General features: G+C 65.1%; 19 protein-coding genes and 1 pseudogene. 11 read left to right on the top strand and 9 right to left on the bottom strand.

Translation table 11 applies throughout. The annotated features are described in order from the left end of the window. Nucleotides 1-44: 44 nt before the first annotated feature. On the bottom strand, nt 45-959 hold the full coding sequence (locus tag ACV17W_RS12040; RefSeq protein WP_462592566.1) for a LysR substrate-binding domain-containing protein: 915 nt from the start codon (nt 957-959) through the stop codon (nt 45-47). 127 nt (nt 960-1086) lie between these two features. Here ACV17W_RS12040 and ACV17W_RS12035 point away from each other — a divergent pair, with 127 nt between their 5' ends. From ACV17W_RS12035 to ACV17W_RS12025, 3 genes are all read left to right on the top strand, one after another. Then, a complete protein-coding gene (locus ACV17W_RS12035) occupies nt 1087-1347 on the top strand; it encodes a DUF2917 domain-containing protein (protein ID WP_462592565.1) in 261 nt (86 codons plus the stop codon). Next, complete coding sequence (locus tag ACV17W_RS12030) at nt 1340-1960, top strand: DsbA family protein (RefSeq protein ID WP_462592564.1); 621 nt, start codon at nt 1340-1342, stop codon at nt 1958-1960. Before ACV17W_RS12035 ends, ACV17W_RS12030 begins: the two co-directional genes overlap by 8 nt. Before the next feature lie 66 nt (nt 1961-2026). Then, nucleotides 2027-2779, top strand: coding sequence for an SDR family oxidoreductase (locus tag ACV17W_RS12025; RefSeq protein WP_462592563.1), 753 nt, complete (start codon nt 2027-2029; stop codon nt 2777-2779). A gap of 354 nt (nt 2780-3133) precedes the next feature. Here the strand turns inward: ACV17W_RS12025 and trpC are convergent, their stop codons facing one another. From trpC to ACV17W_RS12010, 3 genes are read right to left on the bottom strand one after another with little or no spacing between them, the layout of a single operon-like run. Beyond that, a complete protein-coding gene (trpC, locus tag ACV17W_RS12020; RefSeq protein ID WP_462592562.1) occupies nt 3134-3922 on the bottom strand; it encodes an indole-3-glycerol phosphate synthase TrpC in 789 nt (262 codons plus the stop codon). Next, nucleotides 3919-4950 carry an anthranilate phosphoribosyltransferase gene (gene trpD, locus ACV17W_RS12015; protein ID WP_462592561.1) on the bottom strand — a complete coding sequence of 344 codons (1032 nt, stop codon included), beginning with the start codon at nt 4948-4950 and terminating at the stop codon, nt 3919-3921. The genes trpC and trpD overlap by 4 nt, the downstream gene beginning before the upstream one ends. Before the next feature lie 13 nt (nt 4951-4963). After that, the gene (locus ACV17W_RS12010; RefSeq protein ID WP_462592560.1) at nt 4964-5536 is read right to left on the bottom strand and encodes an anthranilate synthase component II; all 573 of its coding nucleotides are present in this window, start codon (nt 5534-5536) and stop codon (nt 4964-4966) included. A gap of 713 nt (nt 5537-6249) precedes the next feature. On the opposite strand from ACV17W_RS12010, the gene ACV17W_RS12005 reads away from it, so the two are divergent. Beyond that, a complete protein-coding gene (locus ACV17W_RS12005; RefSeq protein WP_462592559.1) occupies nt 6250-7857 on the top strand; it encodes a Re/Si-specific NAD(P)(+) transhydrogenase subunit alpha in 1608 nt (535 codons plus the stop codon). A gap of 18 nt (nt 7858-7875) precedes the next feature. Beyond that, the gene (gene pntB, locus ACV17W_RS12000) at nt 7876-9282 is read left to right on the top strand and encodes a Re/Si-specific NAD(P)(+) transhydrogenase subunit beta (protein WP_462592558.1); all 1407 of its coding nucleotides are present in this window, start codon (nt 7876-7878) and stop codon (nt 9280-9282) included. A 58-nt stretch (nt 9283-9340) separates the two neighbouring features. On the opposite strand, the gene trpE is transcribed toward pntB, so the two are convergent. The 3 genes and pseudogenes from trpE to rpe all read right to left on the bottom strand — a co-directional run bounded on the left by trpE (nt 9341) and on the right by rpe (nt 12582). Beyond that, nucleotides 9341-10861 carry an anthranilate synthase component I gene (gene trpE / locus ACV17W_RS11995; protein WP_462592557.1) on the bottom strand — a complete coding sequence of 507 codons (1521 nt, stop codon included), beginning with the start codon at nt 10859-10861 and terminating at the stop codon, nt 9341-9343. A gap of 257 nt (nt 10862-11118) precedes the next feature. Then, nucleotides 11119-11843, bottom strand: a pseudogene (locus ACV17W_RS11990) (phosphoglycolate phosphatase). Nucleotides 11844-11850: 7 nt separating this feature from the next. Continuing rightward, complete coding sequence (rpe, locus tag ACV17W_RS11985) at nt 11851-12582, bottom strand: ribulose-phosphate 3-epimerase (protein ID WP_462592556.1); 732 nt, start codon at nt 12580-12582, stop codon at nt 11851-11853. Nucleotides 12583-12687: 105 nt separating this feature from the next. On the opposite strand from rpe, the gene apaG reads away from it, so the two are divergent. Genes apaG through ACV17W_RS11960 form a run of 5 tightly spaced genes read left to right on the top strand, consistent with a single transcriptional unit; the run spans nt 12688 to nt 17367 of the window. Continuing rightward, nucleotides 12688-13062, top strand: coding sequence for a Co2+/Mg2+ efflux protein ApaG (gene apaG / locus ACV17W_RS11980; protein ID WP_462592555.1), 375 nt, complete (start codon nt 12688-12690; stop codon nt 13060-13062). A 34-nt stretch (nt 13063-13096) separates the two neighbouring features. Further along, the gene (gene mltA / locus ACV17W_RS11975; RefSeq protein WP_462592554.1) at nt 13097-14398 is read left to right on the top strand and encodes a murein transglycosylase A; all 1302 of its coding nucleotides are present in this window, start codon (nt 13097-13099) and stop codon (nt 14396-14398) included. Beyond that, the gene (locus ACV17W_RS11970; RefSeq protein WP_462592553.1) at nt 14395-15564 is read left to right on the top strand and encodes a UbiH/UbiF family hydroxylase; all 1170 of its coding nucleotides are present in this window, start codon (nt 14395-14397) and stop codon (nt 15562-15564) included. Before mltA ends, ACV17W_RS11970 begins: the two co-directional genes overlap by 4 nt. Then, nucleotides 15561-16382 carry a DsbC family protein gene (locus ACV17W_RS11965; protein ID WP_462596532.1) on the top strand — a complete coding sequence of 274 codons (822 nt, stop codon included), beginning with the start codon at nt 15561-15563 and terminating at the stop codon, nt 16380-16382. Before ACV17W_RS11970 ends, ACV17W_RS11965 begins: the two co-directional genes overlap by 4 nt. Before the next feature lie 28 nt (nt 16383-16410). Beyond that, nucleotides 16411-17367 (top strand): D-2-hydroxyacid dehydrogenase family protein, encoded by a 957-nt coding sequence (locus ACV17W_RS11960; RefSeq protein WP_462596531.1) that lies wholly within the window; start codon nt 16411-16413, stop codon nt 17365-17367. Between the two features lie 7 nt (nt 17368-17374). Here ACV17W_RS11960 and ttcA read toward each other — a convergent pair whose 3' ends face one another. Both ttcA and folB read right to left on the bottom strand, forming a co-directional pair. Beyond that, nucleotides 17375-18343 (bottom strand): tRNA 2-thiocytidine(32) synthetase TtcA, encoded by a 969-nt coding sequence (gene ttcA, locus ACV17W_RS11955; protein ID WP_462592552.1) that lies wholly within the window; start codon nt 18341-18343, stop codon nt 17375-17377. A 10-nt stretch (nt 18344-18353) separates the two neighbouring features. Next, nucleotides 18354-18713 (bottom strand): dihydroneopterin aldolase, encoded by a 360-nt coding sequence (gene folB / locus ACV17W_RS11950; RefSeq protein ID WP_462592551.1) that lies wholly within the window; start codon nt 18711-18713, stop codon nt 18354-18356. A 117-nt stretch (nt 18714-18830) separates the two neighbouring features. Here folB and ACV17W_RS11945 point away from each other — a divergent pair, with 117 nt between their 5' ends. Then, nucleotides 18831-19727 carry an NAD(P)/FAD-dependent oxidoreductase gene (locus ACV17W_RS11945; protein ID WP_462592550.1) on the top strand — a complete coding sequence of 299 codons (897 nt, stop codon included), beginning with the start codon at nt 18831-18833 and terminating at the stop codon, nt 19725-19727. Nucleotides 19728-19738 lie beyond the last annotated feature (11 nt).

The following is a 19738-nucleotide window of genomic DNA, read 5'->3' as shown; positions in this document are numbered from 1 at the left end:
TGGCTCCGTTTAGGCTGGCTGGGGTGCGTCGAGGATAGCGCGAATCAGTCGAGCGCGCGCGCCGTGTCTCGCGCGCGCGAAGCCAGCCAGTGCGCCACGACATCGACATCGGCCGATCGGGCGCGCGCCGAGCGGATCATCCAGTACGCATGACGGGACGCGCTTTGCAACGGATCGCCCACGGCGATCAGGCGTTTCTGTGCCACCAATGGCTCGACCAGAGCCCGCCGACCCAATGCGACCCCATGGCCTGCGAGCGCGGCATGGACGACCTGGTCGTACTGATTGAAGCGCAGCATGCCTTTGGGCCGGACGTTGCCAAGCCGATGGACCTGCAGCCATTCGCTCCATTGCAGCCATGGTCGCGTGGGGTCGTCAAAGTCGAGCAGCACCGCATGGGGCAGCGTGGCGGCGTTGAGCGCGATGACACCCAGCGAGGGATGCGCGACTGGCACCACGGCCTCGCCAAACAGCCATTGGGCGCCGTCGGGAACAGCTCCACGCGGGCTGTAGCGGATGGCGATATCGACCCCGTCATGGTCAATATCAAGCACACGGTTGTCGGCCGCGACGCGCACATCGATGGCGGGATGTTCGGCCTGGAATTCGCCCAATCCTGGCAGCAGCCAGAGCGAGGCCACGCCGATGGTCGTGGTGACGGTCACCGGGGTGCGACGTTCGGGGGCCCGCCATTGGGCGGCCAGGTCACCGAGCTGCGCCAGCCACGGGTCGGCCAGCCGAAACAGTTGCGCGCCTTCCACGGTAAATGCCACGGAGCGGAAACCGCGGGTCAGAAGCGCCACGCCCAGGTGTTCTTCGAGCGCGCGGACCTGCCGGCTGACGGCGGACTGGGTCAGATGCAAGTCCTGGGCTGCCGCGGTGATGCTCATGCGCCGCCCGACGGCTACGAATCCGCGAACGAGATCAAGTGGGGGTAGCTTGGAGAGCGGAAATGACATTCCTGTGGCGCATGTGACTGCGGCGTGGAAATCGGTTGAGCAATCATACCCGGCGACGTTCAATATGAGCAGTCCCCCATAACCATCGCCCGAACGGCGTGCGGCGCAGCGCGGCAGGGAGAGCCCCATGGCATCCAATTCGATACAGCTGGTTTGCATGACAGGAATGTCAATGGCGTTGACGCGCACGCCCGTGCGGCTGGAGCGCGGGCCCGAGCTGCGTATCCTGTGCCAGGCGGGCACGGTGTGGATATCGGAATACCCGAGCCGCGAAGATCACGTGCTGGGGGTGGGTGACGCCGTGCAGTTGCACGGCAATCGCGATATCGTGATGAGCGGGCTGCCCCGTGCGAGGGTGGCACTGATCCCGGAGCCTCGATATGAATGAACCTGCTGCCTCGTGTGAGTTGTGGTTTGATTTCGCCAGTCCGTACAGCTACCTGGCCGTTGAACGGGTAGAGCCGCTGGCACGGCAGGCCGGCGTGCAGGTGACGCTGCGCCCGTTCCTGCTGGGACCGATATTCCAGGCACAGGGTTGGAATGACTCGCCGTTCCGCCTGTTCCCGGGCAAGGGCGCTTACATGATGCGCGATGTGGCGCGCCTGGCCGAGAAGTACGGCATCGCCTATCGCCGGCCCAGCCAATTTCCCAGGGTGAGCGTGCTGGCTTCCCGTGTAGCCCTGTTGGGGCAGGACCAGCCCTGGGGGGGCGATTTCTGCCGTGCCGTGTTCCGGGCCAGCTTCGCCGATGACCTCGACATTCAGGACGTGTCGGTAGTGGCCGGGCTGGCCGATGCCTTGCAGCTCGACGGCAAGGCGCTGGTGGAACAGGCTCGCGAGGAGGCCATCAAGGAAGCCCTGCGCCGACGCGTCGACCGCGCCCGGGAACTTGGAATATTCGGCGCGCCCACCCTGATGGTGGGCAAGGAAATGTTCTGGGGCAACGACCGCCTTGAAGATGCATTGCATTGGGCAGTGCGCAACGAGCGGTCGCAGGCCTGACGCGCGGCCGTCCGACGCCGCCGCACTTCAGCCGGTGCCGGCGGCTTTTTTCTGCAAGGGTGAAGGATGTCTAACGATAAAGTCATGATAGTGACGGGCGGCAGCCGCGGGATAGGCGCCGCGGTCGCGCGCCTCGCCGCGCAACGGGGCTACGCCGTCTGCGTGAACTACCGCAGCCGCCGTGACGCGGCCGACGAGGTGGTGCAGGCCATACAGGCCGATGGCGGTCGCGCCATTGCCGTCGCTGGCGATGTAGCCGATGAAGCGCAGGTGGTGCGCCTGTTCCAGGCCGTTGACGAGCAGCTCGGGCGCGTCGACGCCCTGGTGAACAATGCGGGCGTGCTTGAAACGCAGATGCGCGTCGAAGACATGGACGCGGCTCGCATCACCCGCATCCTGGCCACGAATGTGGTGGGCGCCATGGTGTGCTGCCGGGAAGCCGTGCGGCGCATGGCGCCACGCCATGGCGGACGGGGTGGCAGCATCGTCAACGTCTCGTCGGTGGCCGCCCGCCTGGGTTCGCCCGGCGAATACGTAGATTACGCCGCTTCCAAGGGAGCCCTGGATACCCTTACCATCGGCTTGTCCAAAGAAGTGGCAGGCGATGGAATCCGCGTCAACGCCGTACGCCCGGGCACCATCTATACCGAGATGCATGCCAGCGGGGGCGAACCCGGCCGCGTCGATCGCCTGGCCAGCGCCATCCCGCTGCAACGCGGAGGCACGGTACACGAGGTGGCTGGCGCCGTGATGTGGTTTTTCTCGGACGAGGCTGCCTACACCACCGGTTCGTTCATCGAGGTGTCGGGCGGGAAATAACCGCAATACCCGCGCGCCGAATCCGGCGGCCAGCCCCCTCGACGACCCGGCGTTCAGCGCGGGGCGTCGCGTCAGCGTCCGGTGTCGGGGTAATTGGGCCCCGCATCGTGGAAGCCGCCGGTACTGTACGGGTTGACGGCACCGGGGTGGGGCGGGCCAGGGTCATGCGGACCTTGCGCGCAGCCCGCCAGCAGCAGGCCGGCCGCTGCCGCTAATAACCAACGCAATCGCTGTGGCATTGTGAGTCTCCGGTAGGTAGTGGACCGGCCTGCAGCGCCGCGGCAGGCCAGGCGAGGGGAAAGCGCGACGCCACAGGCAGCAACCGGCGTGCCGCGCAGCGCCGGGCGGGTGCGCTCAGGCCATCAGGCGCGCCAGCTCGACACCGGGGTCTTCGGCTCGCATGAAGGCTTCGCCCACCAGGAAAGCATCGACCTTGTGGCTGCGCATGAGCTGCACGTCTTCGGGCGTGAGAATGCCGCTTTCGGTGATCACGCGCTTGCCGGGAGGGATCAGCGGCAACAGGTCCAGCGTATTCTTCAAGCTGGTTTCAAACGTACGCAAGTTCCGGTTGTTGATGCCGAGCAGCGGCGTTTGCAGGCTGAGAGCCACGTCCAGTTCTTTGGCGTCGTGGACTTCAACCAGTACATCCATGCCGAGTTCCACCGCAAGGTCTTCGAGTTCTCGCAGGTGGCTGGGGGACAGGGCCGCCACGATGAGCAGCACACAATCGGCGCCCATGGCACGCGCCGAGATCACCTGGTACGGGTCGATGACGAAGTCTTTGCGCAACACGGGCAGCGGGCACGCCGCGCGGGCGCGCCGCAGATTGTCGTGCGAGCCCTGGAAAAACTGCACGTCGGTCAGCACCGACAGGCACGCTGCGCCGTGCACCGCGTAGGTGGCGGCAATGGCGGCCGGGTCGAAGTTGTCTCGCAGCACGCCCTTGGAAGGCGAGGCTTTCTTGATTTCGGCGATGACGCCCGCCTTGCCCTGCGCAATCTTGTCTTCGATGGCCTGGGCAAAGCCCCGCACATCCTGGCGCGCCTGCGCTTCACGCAACAGTTCGGCCTCGCTGCGCATTTGTCGGGCCGTTGCGACTTCCTCGGCCTTCACGGCGAGGATCTTCGCGAGAATGTCGTTCATTTCTGGAGCTTCCGGGTGTATGCGCAGAATTCTTCCAGCTTGGCACGGGCCGCGCCGTTAGAAATCGTTTCAAAGGCCAGTTTCAGTGCTTGATCGATGGAGTCGGCCTTGTTGCCGGCGTAGATGGCCAGGCCGGCGTTCAGGGCAACGATGTCGCGGGCAACGCCATCGACATTATCCAGCGCCTGTATGACGAGCTCGCGCGATTCTTCACGGTTGGTGACTTTGATGCCTCGATTAGACACCATTGCCAGACCGTAGTCTTCGGGATGGATCTCATATTCGCGCACTTCGCCGTCCTTGAGTTCACCCACCATGGTGGCGCCGCCCAACGAGGCTTCGTCCATGCCGTCCTTGCCGTGCACAATGAGCACATGGCGCGAACCCAGGCGTTGCAGGACGCGCACCTGGATGCCTACGAGATCGGGGTGGAACACACCCATCAGCTGGTTGGCGGCGTTGGCGGGATTGGTCAGTGGGCCCAGTATGTTGAAAATGGTGCGCACGCCCAGTTCTTTGCGCACGGGCGCCACGTTCTTCATGGCGCTATGGTGGGCGGGGGCGAACATGAAGCCGATGCCGGTGGCCTGGATGCATTCGGCCACCTGCTCAGGGGTGAGGTCCAGATTGGCGCCCAGGGCCTCGAGTACATCGGCACTGCCCGATGACGAGGACGCGCTGCGCCCGCCGTGCTTCGCGATGGGCACGCCAGCCGCGGCGGCCACGAACATCGCGGTGGTGGATATGTTGAAGGTATGGCTGCCGTCGCCGCCGGTGCCGCACATGTCGAGCAGGTCTTGCGGATTCGGCGTGACGACGGGCGTGGCGAATTCGCGCATGACTTGCGCGGCAGCCGTGATCTCGCCAACGGTTTCTTTCTTGACGCGCAACCCCATGAGCAGTGCGCTGGCGATCTGCGGAGACATTTCCCCGCGCATCAGCATGCGCATCAGGTGCAGCATTTCGTCGTGGAAGATTTCGCGATGTTCTATGCAGCGCGTGAGGGCTTCAGCGGGCGAGATGGACATGGTCGTTGCCTTGTTATTTGATATTCAGGAAGTTGCGCAGCAGGTCATGTCCGTGCTCGCTCAGCACGGACTCGGGGTGGAACTGGACCCCATACAACGGCAGGGTCTTGTGCCGCACGCCCATGATGTCTCCGTCGGGTGCTGTGGCCGTCACCTCGAGGCAGTCTGGCAGTGTGCCGGCGTCTATGGTCAGCGAGTTGTAACGGATGACGGTGTAGGGCGACGGCAGGCCGGCGAACACATCGGTGCCGCGATGGGTTACCTGAACCGTCTTGCCATGCATGATCTGCTGGGCCCGCACGATATCGCCACCGTACGCTGCGCCGATGGCCTGATGACCCAGGCACACCCCCAGGATGGGCACCTGGCCCGCGAACCGCTGAATCAGGGCCACGGATATCCCGGCTTCGGCGGGCGAGCAGGGCCCGGGCGACACGCAAATGTGATCGGGCCGAAGCGCGGCAATCTCGTCCAGCGAGATCTGATCGTTGCGAGCCACCTGCACCTCGACACCGAGTTCGCCGAAGTACTGCACCAGGTTGTAGGTGAAGGAATCGTAGTTGTCGATCATCAGCAATTTAGGCATCGAGATTCCTTGGCGCGGAGACGGCTGAATGGGAGGCTACCGGGAGGGTGATGTCCAGGGACGCACGAACCTGCGCACGACGTCGCCCCGGCTGAGTTTGCCGGCGGTGGGCTGCGGGGGGGAAATTGACGGGCATTGGGCAGATCTCCTTGGGTGTTGGAGCCGCCGTGCCGGAGTGCCATTTTGCTGAACCTTGCCTGCCGGTACGGCGGCAAGGTGCGGTTTGAGACCGCAGCAACGTGCCGCTTCCTATTGGAAGCGCCACCACTTGGCAAAATTGATCGTAGCGATACGGGTCATGGCAAACCGGAAATGCATAGATTGCGGCAAGCCGCGAGCGGGAAGAATATTACCATGTGCGGCGCCGTCCGGGGGTATCCGGCCAGGCTGCACACGCATCCCGATGCACCGGCGTGGAACCTGCGGACCGGGCCGGCGGGCGGGAAGCGCTGGTGCCGGGCCAGCCGATTCCGCGCATTCAGAAAGCGCCCTGGGGCAATTTGTGCGCAGATGCGCCAGAAACATGTAAGCTTTCGCTGCTGATCGGCAGGGCGAGGCATGCGTTGTCGCTCGCCGACCCAGTACGTACCGATCCGCAATACCCGATCCACCCGCATTTGGCTTTATCAGATCAGGCCGCTTTCAGCGGCTTTATGTGCATCGGCTCGCCCGCGGCATCTGGCGCAGCCACGTACTTTCCGAGGATGTCCTCCATGCAGAATGATTCGACACCGCAGGCGCAGCGCATAGGTATTCCGCGCGAAACCTTTCCCGGCGAGAAACGCGTCGCCACGGTTCCCGACGTCGTCGAGAAACTGATCAAGCTCGGATTCCACGTGGCCGTGGAATCGGGCGCTGGCGCGGCGGCAAATTTCAGCGACGACGCCTATCGGGCGGCCGGCGCCGACATTGTCGATGACGCCGCGGCGCTGTGGGCGGGGTCGGATATCGTGTTCAAGGTGCGTCCGCCCAACGTCGAGGAAGTGGCGCTGATGCGCACCGGCGGCACGTTGGTCGACTTTATCTGGCCGGCGCAGAACCCCGAACTGATGCAGCAGCTGGCCGGCAAGCAGGCCACAGTACTGGCCATTGATTGCCTGCCACGCACTTTGTCGCGCGCGCAAAAGATGGACGCGCTCACGTCGATGGCGGGCGTCAGCGGATACCGCGCCGTGATCGAGGCCGCGAACGCATTCGGGCGTTATTTCAACGGCCAGATCACCGCGGCGGGGAAGGTGCCTCCCGCCAAGGTATTCGTGGCGGGCGCCGGCGTGGCTGGGCTGGCTGCCATCGGCACCGCGGCCAACCTGGGCGCCATTGTGCGGGCCAACGACACGCGGGCCGAAGTGGCCGACCAGGTCAAGTCGCTCGGGGGCGAGTTCGTCAAGGTTGACTACGAAGAAGAAGGCTCGGGCGGAGGCGGCTATGCCAAAGTCATGAGCGAAGGTTTCCAGGCGGCCCAGCGCGCGATGTACGCCGAACAGGCCAAAGATGCCGACATCATCATCACCACCGCGCTGATCCCCGGCAAACCCGCACCCAAGCTGATCACTGCCGAAATGGTGCAGTCGATGAAGCCCGGCAGCGTGATCGTGGACATGGCGGGCGAGCAGGGTGGCAATTGCGAGCTCACCGTGCCCGGCGAGGCTGTGGTGCGCCACGGCGTGACCATCATCGGCTATACCGACCTGGCTTCTCGCCTGGCCAAGCAATCGTCCACGCTGTATGCGACCAACCTGCTTCGACTTGCTGAAGAACTGTGCAAGGCCAAAGACGGGCGGGCCGTTGTCAATATGGACGACGACGCCATACGCGGCCTGACTGTGGTGAAGGACGGTGAGATCACGTGGCCCGCGCCGCCCTTGAAGCAGGCCGCTCCGCCGCCCGCCGCCGCCCCCGCCGCAACGCCTCCTGCGCGGCAAGGCGGCCATGGCCATGGCCGCAGCGGGCCCCTGCCCGCCAAAGTGGTTGCCGGTATTTTCGCGGTGGCGGCCGCCGCCTTCTGGTTCATAGGCAGTTTCGCGCCCGCGGCCTTTCTGGGCCATTTCACGGTATTCGTGCTGGCCTGCTTTATCGGCTACATGGTGGTTTGGAACGTCACGCCGGCCCTGCACACACCGCTGATGAGCGTCACCAACGCCATTTCGAGCATCATCGCGATAGGGGCGCTGGTGCAGATCGCGTCGCCGGCCGAGGGCATGGCGGGGCGGCCCGACGACCTCATCCGCTGGATGGCCTTCGTGGCGCTGGTGCTTACCGCGGTCAATATGTTCGGCGGGTTCGCCGTCACGCGCCGCATGCTGGCAATGTTCCGTAAATAATAAATAGAGAAGGACGCCATGTCTCCAAGTCTCGCAACGGTTGCCTATCTCGGCGCCGCCATTCTCTTCATCCTCAGCCTGGGTGGGCTTTCCAACCCGGAAACCTCGCGGCGGGGCAACCTGTTCGGCATTTTCGGCATGGCCCTGGCCGTGCTGGCGACGGTATTCGGCCCGCAGGTCGACAATTCGGGCATCGCATGGATCGTCGGGGCGCTGGTCATAGGCGGGGCCATAGGCCTATACGCCGCCAAGATCGTGAAAATGACCCAGATGCCCGAGCTGGTGGCGCTGATGCACAGCCTGGTCGGCCTGGCGGCATGCCTGGTGGGGTTTTCCAGCTACATCGACACTACGCTGCAGTTCGAGGGCGCCGAGAGGATCATCCATGAAGTCGAGATCTACATCGGTATCCTGATTGGCGCCGTGACGTTCTCGGGCTCGCTCATCGCCTTCGGCAAGCTCAATGGCAAGATCGGCGGCAAGCCCCTGCTGCTTCCGGCCAGGCACTGGCTGAATCTGGTGGCGCTGCTGCTGGTGATCTGGTTCGGCCGGGAATTCATCCAGGCCGAAACCGTGGCAGACGGCATGTTGCCGTTGCTGGTCATGACTGCAATTGCGCTGCTCTTCGGCATCCATATGGTCATGGCCATCGGCGGCGCCGACATGCCCGTGGTGGTCTCGATGCTCAACAGCTACTCGGGCTGGGCGGCCGCCGCCACCGGATTCATGCTCAGCAACGACCTGCTGATCGTCACAGGCGCACTGGTCGGTTCGTCGGGGGCGATTCTGTCGTACATCATGTGCACGGCCATGAACCGCAACTTTCTCAGCGTGATCGCCGGTGGGTTTGGCGGCGGGGCCCCGGCCAAGAAGGGCGACGCGGGCGCGCCGCAGGGCGAGGTCACGCCCATCAGCGCTCCCGAGACGGCCGAACTGCTGCGCGATGCCAAGAGCGTGGTCATTGTGCCGGGTTATGGCATGGCGGTCGCCCAGGCGCAGCACACGGTGAACGAAATCACGCGTACCTTGCGCGACAAAGGGGTGGATGTGCGGTTCGCCATTCATCCCGTGGCGGGGCGCATGCCAGGCCACATGAACGTGTTGCTGGCAGAAGCCAAGGTGCCGTACGACATCGTGATGGAAATGGACGAAATCAATGATGACTTCCCCGACACTGACGTGGCCATCGTGATCGGCGCAAACGACATCGTCAATCCGGCAGCGCAGGAAGATCCGGGCAGCCCCATTGCGGGCATGCCCGTACTGGAAGTCTGGCGGGCGCGAAATTCAATCGTGATGAAGCGATCCATGGCGTCGGGCTACGCCGGCGTGGACAACCCGCTGTTCTATAAAGAGAACAACCGCATGCTGTTTGGGGATGCCAAGCAGATGCTGGACGAAGTCCTGGGCGCATTGAAATCCTGACCGGGCAACTGCCCCCGGCCCTGGCGTCTGGGGGCAGTGGTTGCGCGCGGCCGGGGGGTCAGATGGGCTCGTCCAGCCCGTGCTGCACCTGTTCGGCGGCGCGCAGCACGGCGCGGGCCTTGGCTTCGGTCTCGGCCCACTCGAGTTCGGGGTCTGAATCCGCCACGATCCCGGCAGCCGCTTGCACATAAAGCATGCCGTTCTTGATCACGCCAGTGCGTATGGCGATGGCGACGTCCATTTCGCCGCCATAGCTCAGGTACCCGGCGGCGCCGCCGTAGATGCCGCGTCGTACCGGCTCGAGCTCGTCGATGATTTCCATGGCGCGCACCTTTGGGGCACCGGTCAGGGTGCCGGCGGGGAAGGCGGCACGCAGCACGTCCATGCTGCTCATGTTGGCGTTCAGGGTGCCGGTGACGTTGGACACCAGGTGCATCACGTGCGAGTAACGCTCGATCGTCATGGTGTCCGTCAGTTTGACCGAGCCTACCTCGGCCACGCGGCCGACGTCGTTTCGTGCCAGGTCTATCAGCATGACGTGTTCCGCGATTTCTTTCGGGTCGGCGCGCAGCTCTTCGGCCAGGGCGAGGTCTTGCTCGGGCGTCGAGCCGCGCTTGCGGGTGCCAGCCAGCGGGCGGATGGTGATCTGCGACTTCGCGGGGCCCTCTTCCTTTATCTGTTCCTGGCGAACCAGGATCTCGGGCGAGGAACCCACCACCTGGAAATCGCCGAAGTTCCAGAAGTACATGTAGGGCGACGGGTTCAGTGAACGCAGTGCACGGTAGAGCGACAGCGGCGCATCGCGGAACGGCTTGGCGATGACTTGCCCCACCTGGACCTGCATCAGGTCTCCGGCGGCGATGTATTCCTTGGCGCGGCGCACCGCCGCGAGATAGTCGGCCTTGTCGAAATCGCGCCGCTCTTCAGTCTGCATGCTGGCATGGCTGTACGGAATTTCCACCGGGCGTCGCAGGCGTGCCCTCAGGTCGAGCAGCCGCTGCTGTGCGCGGCTGTAGGCTTCGGGCTGGGCGGGGTCTGCGTACACCATCAGGTAGGTGCGGCCTGCCAGGTTGTCGACGATGACCAGTTCGTCGACGTGCATCAGCATGATGTCGGGGGTGCCGCCGTCCATGCCGGCCGGATAGGGCTTGACCGCCGGTCCCAGGCGCGGCTCGATGTGGCGTACGGTGTCATAGCCGAAGTAGCCCGCCAGGCCGCCGCAGAACCGCGGCATGCCGGGGCGCAGGGCGACCTTGAAGCGCCCCTGGTACTGCTCGATGAAGGCCAGGGGGTCGCCCTGGTGTGTTTCGACGACTTCTCCGTCGCGCAAGACCTCGGTGGTGGTGCCATCGGCGCGGATCACCGTCCGGGCCGGCAGGCCGATGAAGGAATAGCGCCCGAAACGTTCGCCCCCCACGACCGATTCCATCAGGCAGCTCATGCGGCCGCCTTGCGATCCGCTGTGGGCCAGTTTCAGATAGATGGCCAGCGGCGTATCCAGGTCGGCATAGGTTTCGGCCACCAGCGGAATGCGGTTGTATCCCTGTGCGGCCAGCGCTTTGAATTCGATTTCGGTCATGAAGGTCTCGCAGTTTTCTGAATCTACGGGCCGGGCGCGCAACAAAAAAGCCCGGTCTGGTGAGGTTCCGGGCTTTGGCGCTGTGTTGTACAGCTTCGGCACTAGGCGGCAGACGCGTCCAGGGCCGGGAAGGGAATCATCGCCACCCGGAAGACAAGCGCCACCAACGCCACGAGGCGTTGCGCAGGGAAGTCGACGGATGAGCGGTCATGTGACGATGTGGTTCAGGTAGTTGAAGCTGCGGGTTGGCCGCGCCGCTACACGGGTGAGACCGGGAAGGCCCCCGGACTGCCCTGACTGCGGTCAGCGTTCCAGAGGGCTATCCACTGGGCGGCTTCGACAATGCTGGCAACTATACCATCGACATCCAGGCTGTGCACATCCTGGCCCTCGTTGTAGCCGTACGGTACGGCCAGCACCTGCAGACCCGCGGCACGGCCCGCGAGCGCGTCGTTGATCGAGTCACCGATGGCCACTGCCCGGGCGGGCGCACGCCCAGCCGCTCGCAGGCGTACAGCATCTGGTCGGGGTCGGGCTTGCGCTGCTCGCAGGTGTCGCCGCAGACGACTTCTTCGAAGAAGCCGGCCAGGCCGGTGCGCTGCAAAAGCGGCAGCGTGAATTCGGTGGGCTTGTTGGTCACGACCGCAAGCTTCAGGCCCTGGTCGCGCATGGCCTTCAGGCCCTCGATCACGCCATCGAAAACGGCCGCCTTGTCGCCATTGACCAGATGGTAGTGGCGGAAAAAGGACGCGCGCGCCCGGGCAAACAATGCCGGTTCGGGGTCGGCGTCCTGCAGCGAGCCGGCAAGGGCGCGTCGCACCAGGTTGTCGACGCCCTTGCCCACGAACGTGGCAATGACGTCTTCGCGCAGCGCTGACATGCCGAGTTCGATACGCATGGCGTTGGCCGCGTGGGCCAGGTCGGGTACCGAATCGAGCAGGGTGCCATCCAGATCCAGCAGCACTGCTTGAAAAGTGGTCATGGTTGCCTCAGGCGGATAGGGTGCCAGCTTTGGCGATTTCGCCGCGCAAGGCCTGGATGACAGCGGCGTAGTCAGGCTGTCCGAAGATGGCGGACCCGGCCACGAAGGTGTCGGCGCCCGCGGCGCGGATCTGGGCGATGTTGTCGATCTTGACCCCGCCGTCGACCTCGAGCAGGATGGGCTGGCCGCCTGCCTGCATCCAGCGGTCGATGCGCGTGCGGGCATCGCGCAACTTGTGCAGCGTGGTCGGAATGAAGCTCTGGCCGCCGAAGCCAGGGTTGACCGACATGAGCAGCACCACGTCGAGCAGGTTCATCACGTGGTCCATGGCTTCGAGGGGAGACGCCGGGTTGAACACCAGACCGGCTTTGCAGCCATGGTCGCGGATGAGGGAAAGCGTGCGATGCACGTGCCGCGACGCCTCGGGGTGAAACGTGATGATGTTGGCGCCGGCCTTGGCAAACTGAGGTATGAGTTCATCGACCGGCTCGACCATCAGGTGCACGTCGATGGGCACCTTGACGTGCGGGCGAATCGCGGCGCAGACCATGGGTCCGATCGTCAGGTTGGGAACATAATGGTTGTCCATGACGTCGAAGTGGATCCAGTCGGCGCCGGCGGCGACGACATTGCGCACTTCTTCGCCCAGCCGGGCGAAGTCTGCAGACAGAATACTGGGGGCGATTCGAGTGGCGACCGGAGACGCTGTGGGCATGATGATCGGGGTTTCCGCGGGCATAATGTGCCATTATTGTAGTTTGCCGTACCTGAATGCTGCCGGCCTGGTTCCTACCTGCTGTCGGCAAGCCGCCCAACCGCCCAGCGCCAACACCGGGAAAGGCCCGTGAAACCCTACGACCTGACCGTCACCGTTGCTCCCGTTTTCGTGCCCGAGCAATCCGACCCCGCCGAACAGCAGTATGTGTTCGCCTATACCGTGCGCATCACCAATACTGGCGAGCATCCCGCACAAGTCATCAGCCGCCACTGGATAATCACCGACGGCGAACAACGCGTACAAGAGGTGCGCGGCCTGGGCGTCGTGGGCCAGCAGCCCTTGCTGGCGCCCGGTGAAACCTTCGAGTACACCAGCGGCTGTCCGCTGAGCACGCCGGTGGGCACGATGCGCGGCACCTACCATTGCGTGGGCGAGAACGGTATTCCGTTTGAAGTGCCCATCCCCGAATTCTTGCTGGCCATGCCCCGCACCTTGCACTGATGCCGGGCACGCCAGCCTTTTTCCGTATCTGCCCATGACGCGATTTCTCAGACTGTTGTGCCTGCCGCCGCTATTGGCGGCATGCAGCCTGACCCAAGTGCCGCCCGAGCCCGGGCAGGCACGGCCGCAGGCCCAGCCTGGCGCGGGGGCGCCCTCGATGACCGGGCCGTTGGTGGTGCCGAGTTTGTCGTCGCTGCCCGATACTCCGGCCCGTACGCTGGGCGGGCGCTTTCAGCGGGCCAGCTGGGCCGAGCTGCCGGGATGGTCGGCTGACGACCTGGCGCAGTTCTGGCCGCTGTTCATTCGCAACTGCAAAGGCCTGATGCGGCCTACCAGCGGCAACCTTGCCGCGCCGGCGCGTGCCACGCCGCGTGAATGGCAGCCGGTCTGCGCGGCCGCCGCCGACGCTGCCACCGCCCCCACCGATTCCGCGGCCGTGCGGCAGTTCCTGCAAACGCATCTGCAGCCCTGGCGCCTGAACGGCGCCGATGATCGGCCGGCGTCAAACACGGTTACCGGCTACTACGAACCCCTGGTACGAGGTTCGCGCCGGCAGGGCGGTCCGTATCAGTGGCCCTTGTATGCCGTACCCGACGACCTGCTCACCATCGACCTGGGCGCGGTGTACCCGGAATTGGCCGGCAAGCGGGTGCGCGGCAAGCTGGTGGGCAGGCGAGTGGTGCCCTACGACACCCGTGCGGCCATCGAATCTTCCAGCCGGCGGCTGCCTGCCATCGTCTGGATCGACGACCCGGTCGACAACTTCTTTCTGCAAGTGCAGGGGTCGGGTCGTGTGCTGCTGACCGACGGACCCGATGCCGGCACGACCATACGCCTGGCGTACGCCGACCACAACGGCCAGCCGTACGCTTCGATCGGGCGCTGGTTGATCGCGCAGGGCGAACTGCGTGCCGACCAGGCGTCCATGCAGAACATCCGGGCCTGGGCGCAACGCAATCCGCAACGGGTTCCGGAGATGCTGAATGCCAACCCCGCCGTGGTGTTCTTCCGCGAAGAAGCGGTAACCGATCCCGAACTGGGCCCCAAGGGCGCGTACGGCATTCCGCTGTCGCCCCGCCGTTCCATCGCCGTGGATACCGCCTTCGTGCCGCTGGGCGCGCCGGTGTACCTGAGCACTACCTGGCCGGCTTCCGACCGGCCGCTGCAGCGCCTGACCTTCGCCCAGGACACGGGCACCGCCATCCGCGGCCCGGCCCGCGCCGATTTCTACTGGGGCTTTGGCGATGATGCCGGGGCTTTGGCGGGGCGCATGAAGCAGCGCGGCCAGATGTGGGTGCTGTGGCCCAAGCAGGCCGGGGAGCCGAGCGCACGATGAGTCACGACATCGTTGTCTGCGGCGCCGGCATCATCGGCCTGGCCAGCGTGCTGGCCCTGGCGCGCAAAGGCCAGCGCGTGGCGCTGCTGGCCCCCGCCGCCGCCGTGCCGCCGGCCGACCCCGATGCCTACCATCCGCGCGTTTACGCCATTTCGCCGGCCAGCCAGCGGTTTCTTGCCGAACTGGGCATCTGGGATGCCCTGCCGTCCGCTCGCATCACGCCGGTGCAGGCCATGGAAATCCATGGCGACGCCGACGGCCGGGTCGACCTCACGGCCTGGCAGGCGGCCCAACCGCAGCTTGCCTGGATCGTCGAATCGGGCGAGATCGAGCGCGTGCTTATCCAGGCAGTGCGCATGTTCGGCATTCCCTGGCTGAACGAACGTTGTGTCGGCTATCGCGATGGCGCGGTAGAAACCAGTTCGGGCACTTGGCTGCGGGCCGACCTTTTCGTGGGCGCCGATGGCGCAGCATCGCCGCTGCGCGCCGCGGCGGGTATCCCTCACACGTCGGTTCCCTACGAAGAAACCGGACTGGTGGCCCATCTCGATGCCGAGCGGCCGCACCACGGCACGGCGTTCCAGTGGTTCCGGGACGACGGCGTGCTGGCATTGCTGCCGCTGCCCGATACATCCGCCGGACCACAGGTGTCGATGGTCTGGTCCATGCGCAACCCGCAGGCCGCTGCGTTGCAGTCGCTGGGCCCCGACGCACAGGCCGCGCATCTGGAACCGCTGCTGGCCCAGGCGTCGCAAGGGCGCCTGGGCAGCTTGCGGGTGCGCAGCAAGGTGCATGGATTTCCGCTGACCCTGGATCAGGCGAACATGACGGGGCCTGGCATTGCCCTGGCGGGCGACGCCGCGCATCGCGTGCACCCGCTGGCCGGGCAGGGTTTGAACCTGGGGTTGGGCGATGTCGAGGCATTGGCGCGCGTGGTGGCCGAACGTGAGCCTTATCGCTCGGCGGGCGACCCGCGGGTGCTGCGGCGTTACCAGCGCGCCCGCGCAGAATCCGTTTTCGCCATGCGCCTTGCCACCGACGGACTGTACCGCCTGTTCGGCACCCGAATCGCCCCCCTGGCCTGGCTGCGTAACGCCGGTATGCAGTGGGTCGACGCTTCGCCTTTCCTGAAGCGCCACTTGATCAACGGGGCCTCTCGAAACTGAGCGCCCCAGGAGCACACATGAATTCCCGAATTTTTGCATTCCTGTCCCGGGCGCTGTGCGCGGCCGGCCTATTCGTGGCCGCCGGCGCATACGCGCAGCCGGCGTCCGAATCCGCCGGCCCGGCCGCCGGCAAGGCCAATGCTGTCCAAGGCGCCACCGCCAAAGCCGGGACGGGCGGTGCGGATGCCGAGGCGCAGGCGGTCAAGGATCGGTTCAAGCAACGCTTTTCCGAACTCGACGTCACGGCGGTGCATCGCACGCCTTACGGCATTTTCGAAGTGCAGCTGGGAACCGAGCTGGTCTACACCGACGAGAAAGTCACCTGGGTCATGGAAGGCCCGCTCATCGATGCCGTGACGCGCCGCGACGTCACCCGCGAGCGACAGGAAAAGCTCGGTGCCGTGGCTTTTGACGACCTGCCACTCGACTTGGCCGTGAAACAGGTGCGTGGCGACGGGTCGCGCAAGATGGCCATCTTCGAAGACCCCAATTGCGGCTATTGCAAGCAACTGCACAAGACACTGGAAGGCGTCGACAATCTCACCATATACACCTTCCTGTACCCGGTACTGTCACCCGATTCAACGACCAAGTCGCGCAACATCTGGTGCGCTTCGAACCCCGCGCGGGTCTGGCAGGACTGGATGCTGCGCGGCAAGACGCCGCCCACGGCCGAATGTGAAACCCCGGTCCAGCAGGTGCTCGCCCTGGGGCAACAACTGATGGTGCGCGGGACGCCCGCCATTTTTTTCCAGGATGGCAGCCGCCTCAACGGAGCGGCGCCGCTCGAGATGATCCAGGCCCGGCTGGGCCAATGACCGGAGCCTGACCGTGAATAACGATGTCATCAAGGTTGCGTTGCTCGACGATTACCACGGCGTGGCCCAGCGTTACGCCGACTGGGACACGCTGGGCGCGCGGGTCCAGGTGCAGTCGATCCGCGATTACCTGCCCGAAAGCGAGCGGGCCCAGGTACTGCAACCCTTCGACGTCATCGTGGCCATGCGCGAGCGTACGCCATTCCCGGCCGAGCTGGTCGAGGCCTTGCCGCAATTGCGCCTGCTGGTCACCACCGGCATGCGTAACCTCGCGATCGACATGGACGCCTGCCAGCGCCGAGGCGTAGTCGTTTGCGGTGCGCCCGGCAGCGCCGACGCCAATACCGCCACCGCCGAGCTTGCCTGGGCTCACATCCTGGCCCTGTTCAAGAACCTGACGGTCGAGGATGCCAATATGCGGCGCGGACTGTGGCAGACGGGCATGCCGCGCCCCCTGGCCGGCAAGTGCCTGGGCGTGGTCGGCCTGGGCAAGCTGGGTACGGCGGTCGCCCAGGTGGGCAAGGCCTTTGGCATGCGGGTGCAGGCCTGGAGCCCTAACCTCACCGCTGAACGTGCGCAGTCGGCGGGCGTGGAATTCGTGACCAAGCACGAACTTTTTGCCAACGCCGACGTAGTGAGCGTGCATCTGATTCTCAGCGAAAGCACGCGCCATGTGATCGATGCGGCCGCGCTGGCGGCCATGAAGCCCTCGGCGTTCCTGGTGAATACTTCACGCGCCGGGCTGATCGATCACGACGCCCTGCTCGACGCGCTGCGCAAGGGCCGGCTGGCCGGAGCTGGACTCGACGTCTTCGACGAAGAACCGCTGCCGCCCACCGACACGCTGCGGGCGCTGGACAACGTCGTGCTGACCCCGCACCTGGGCTACGTCAGCCCCGAAAATTTCACGGCCTTCTACCGCAACGCGCTCGAAGCCGTGCAGGCGTGGATGGCCGGAACGCCCGTACGAGTGCTCAACGCCTAGCGGCTGCCTACAGGCGCGCGAAAACCACTTTCTGTTCCGCGAGGGGGGGTTCGTTGTCCCCGCAGCCGGAACGGTCGCCTTGCGGCGCCGGCGATTCGATGAGGTCCATCGTATCGAAGGCCGTATCGCCATCGGCATCTGGAACGCCGCTGGGTTTCAGGCCTGCGAAATCGAACAGCTCGCGGTCCATCAGGTGCGATGGCACGACGCGCGACAAGGCGTTGAACACATTCCACGACCGCCCCGGGTGCTGCCGGTCCCAGTCCCGGATCATGCGCGCGACTTCCTGACGCTTCAGGTTTTCTTGCGACCCGCACAGATTGCAGGGAATGATCGGAAACTGCTTCAGCTTGGCGTACGCGACGAGATCGCTTTCAGGAACGTAGGCCAGGGGTCGGATCACCGTGTGACGGCCGTCGTCCGAAACCAGTTTGGGAGGCATGGCCTTGGCTTTGCCCCCGTAAAACAGGTTCAGGAAAAAGGTGGCGAGAATATCGTCGCGGTGGTGCCCCAACGCAATTTTCGTGGCGCCGAGTTCGCTGGCCACCCGGTACAGAATACCTCGCCGCAGCCTCGAGCACAGCGAACACATGGTCTTGCCCTCGGGGATCACGCGCGTCACGATCGAATACGTGTCCTGCGTTTCGATGTGAAACGGCACACCCAGGGAACTCAGATAGTTGGGCAGGATGTCGGGCGGAAAGCCAGGCTGCTTCTGATCGAGATTGACCGCCACGATATCGAACGGAAAAGGCGCGCGCTGACGCAGGCCGAGCAGAATATCGAGCAACCCGTAAGAGTCTTTGCCGCCGGACAGGCACACCATCACCCGGTCGCCGGCCTCGATCATGTTGTAGTCGGAAATCGCCCGGGTGGTTTCGCGCGCCAGGCGCTTGCTCAGCTTGTTGCCCTCGCGACGGGCTTTTTCCGATGCGGGGGTGCGCATCGAGAGGGGGGTGTCGATCTGGTCTTGCATAACAGTGTGCCTAACGAGTCAGCTGGATTTCAACGCCCACGGCGGCGCAGTCGGAGAACGCCATGGGTTTGCTGATGCGCAGCCGCAGGGCGCGCACTTCGGTAAAGTCCCGCAGCAGGCGTGCAGCCACTCGCTCGCTGAGCGTTTCGATCAGGTTGACGTGCGCCTGCGTACATTCTTCGACAATGGCTTCACGCAATCGGCGGTAGTCGAGCACGCTATGGATGTCGTGGTCATCGACGCTGCGCGTGACATCGACGTCGAACTCGGCATCGATGTGCAGCGGCTGGGTCGCCCGACGTTCGTGTTCGAGAATGCCGATGCGGGCGTCCAGTGCCAGCCCGGACAGGATGATGCGGCGTGTAGGCATGATGAATACCTAAATGAGAGAACCGGAATTGTAAGGCGGCCGGCACCCCTCGCTACAATCCGGGTTGGCCGCCGTGCCCATGCGGCGCGGCGCATTGCGTTACGGAAGACAGGAATCATGCAGCAATTCGATGCAGTTATCGTGGGCGGAGGTCCGGCAGGCGCCTCGTGCGCCATCTGGCTCGCACGGCTCGGCCTGGCGCCGTTGCTGGTCGACGCCGCCGCGCAGGCCGGCGGGCTGAGCCACGACAACCCGTTCACTGACGACTGGATCGCCGTGTTGCCTGGCGTGACGGGCCAGCAGGTGGCTGCCAACATCGCAGCCAGCGTGCAGGCCGCCGGCGTGACCACGAGGGCGCACACGGTTGCGCAAGGGGTGCATCGTGACGCGGACGGCTTTCGGGTCGATCTGCAGACGCACGGCCGTGCCTCCATCGTTGCGGGGCGTACCCTGGTCATCGCTTCGGGCGTACGCGCGCGCGGCTTGCCCGAGCATCCCGCGGGCGCCACCTGGCCCGGCGTGCTGGTCGGACCGGGATCCGCCATCATGTCGCATGATTACACCGGGCTGTCCGTAGCCGTGCTGGGTGGCGGCGACAACGCGTTCGAGAATTTCGTCTATGTGCGCAATCGTGGGGCGCGCTGCGTGCACCTGTATGCGAGAAGCGTCCGCGCGCAGCAGCAGTGGGTCGCGCGCGCCGGCGAAGATGGCGTGCAGGTGGGCCCTTACCAGGTCGATCCATCGAGACGCACGGTCAATGGGCACGCCTATGACCTCATTCTGGTGTTCTATGGCTGGGAGCCCCAGGCGGCATTTGCAGACGGCCTGTCGCTGCAGCGCGATGCGAAGGGCTATATCTGCACTGACCCGGCCACGGCGGAAACCAGCACCCCTGGCGTATACGCTATTGGCGAAGTGGCCAATCGCATGCACCCCTGCGTGGTGACTTCCATGGCCGATGGCGTCGTAGCGGCCAAGGCCATTCAGCGGCGCCGTGAGCGCGACGGCCAGTAGGCCTGCCGGCA

This window comes from Bordetella sp. MIP270_01_BMS (genome assembly GCF_054958705.1).
Note: the sequence above shows the minus strand (reverse complement) of the source record. Positions and strands in the feature narration are given on the sequence as shown.

Excerpts from the sequence above, each read along its gene's own strand:
- trpD (WP_462592561.1), bottom strand. The coding sequence starts at position 4,950 with ATGTCCATCTCGCCCGCTGAAGCCCTCACGCGCTGCATAGAACATCGC.
- ACV17W_RS12025 (WP_462592563.1), top strand. The coding sequence starts at position 2,027 with ATGTCTAACGATAAAGTCATGATAGTGACGGGCGGCAGCCGCGGGATA.
- ACV17W_RS12010 (WP_462592560.1), bottom strand. The coding sequence starts at position 5,536 with ATGCCTAAATTGCTGATGATCGACAACTACGATTCCTTCACCTACAAC.
- ACV17W_RS11945 (WP_462592550.1), top strand. The coding sequence starts at position 18,831 with ATGCAGCAATTCGATGCAGTTATCGTGGGCGGAGGTCCGGCAGGCGCC.
- rpe (WP_462592556.1), bottom strand. The coding sequence starts at position 12,582 with ATGCCCGCGGAAACCCCGATCATCATGCCCACAGCGTCTCCGGTCGCC.
- mltA (WP_462592554.1), top strand. The coding sequence starts at position 13,097 with ATGACGCGATTTCTCAGACTGTTGTGCCTGCCGCCGCTATTGGCGGCA.
- ACV17W_RS12040 (WP_462592566.1), bottom strand. The coding sequence starts at position 959 with ATGTCATTTCCGCTCTCCAAGCTACCCCCACTTGATCTCGTTCGCGGA.
- ACV17W_RS12030 (WP_462592564.1), top strand. The coding sequence starts at position 1,340 with ATGAATGAACCTGCTGCCTCGTGTGAGTTGTGGTTTGATTTCGCCAGT.
- folB (WP_462592551.1), bottom strand. The coding sequence starts at position 18,713 with ATGCCTACACGCCGCATCATCCTGTCCGGGCTGGCACTGGACGCCCGC.
- ACV17W_RS11970 (WP_462592553.1), top strand. The coding sequence starts at position 14,395 with ATGAGTCACGACATCGTTGTCTGCGGCGCCGGCATCATCGGCCTGGCC.
- ACV17W_RS12005 (WP_462592559.1), top strand. The coding sequence starts at position 6,250 with ATGCAGAATGATTCGACACCGCAGGCGCAGCGCATAGGTATTCCGCGC.
- trpC (WP_462592562.1), bottom strand. The coding sequence starts at position 3,922 with ATGAACGACATTCTCGCGAAGATCCTCGCCGTGAAGGCCGAGGAAGTC.
- ttcA (WP_462592552.1), bottom strand. The coding sequence starts at position 18,343 with ATGCAAGACCAGATCGACACCCCCCTCTCGATGCGCACCCCCGCATCG.
- trpE (WP_462592557.1), bottom strand. The coding sequence starts at position 10,861 with ATGACCGAAATCGAATTCAAAGCGCTGGCCGCACAGGGATACAACCGC.
- pntB (WP_462592558.1), top strand. The coding sequence starts at position 7,876 with ATGTCTCCAAGTCTCGCAACGGTTGCCTATCTCGGCGCCGCCATTCTC.
- ACV17W_RS12035 (WP_462592565.1), top strand. The coding sequence starts at position 1,087 with ATGGCATCCAATTCGATACAGCTGGTTTGCATGACAGGAATGTCAATG.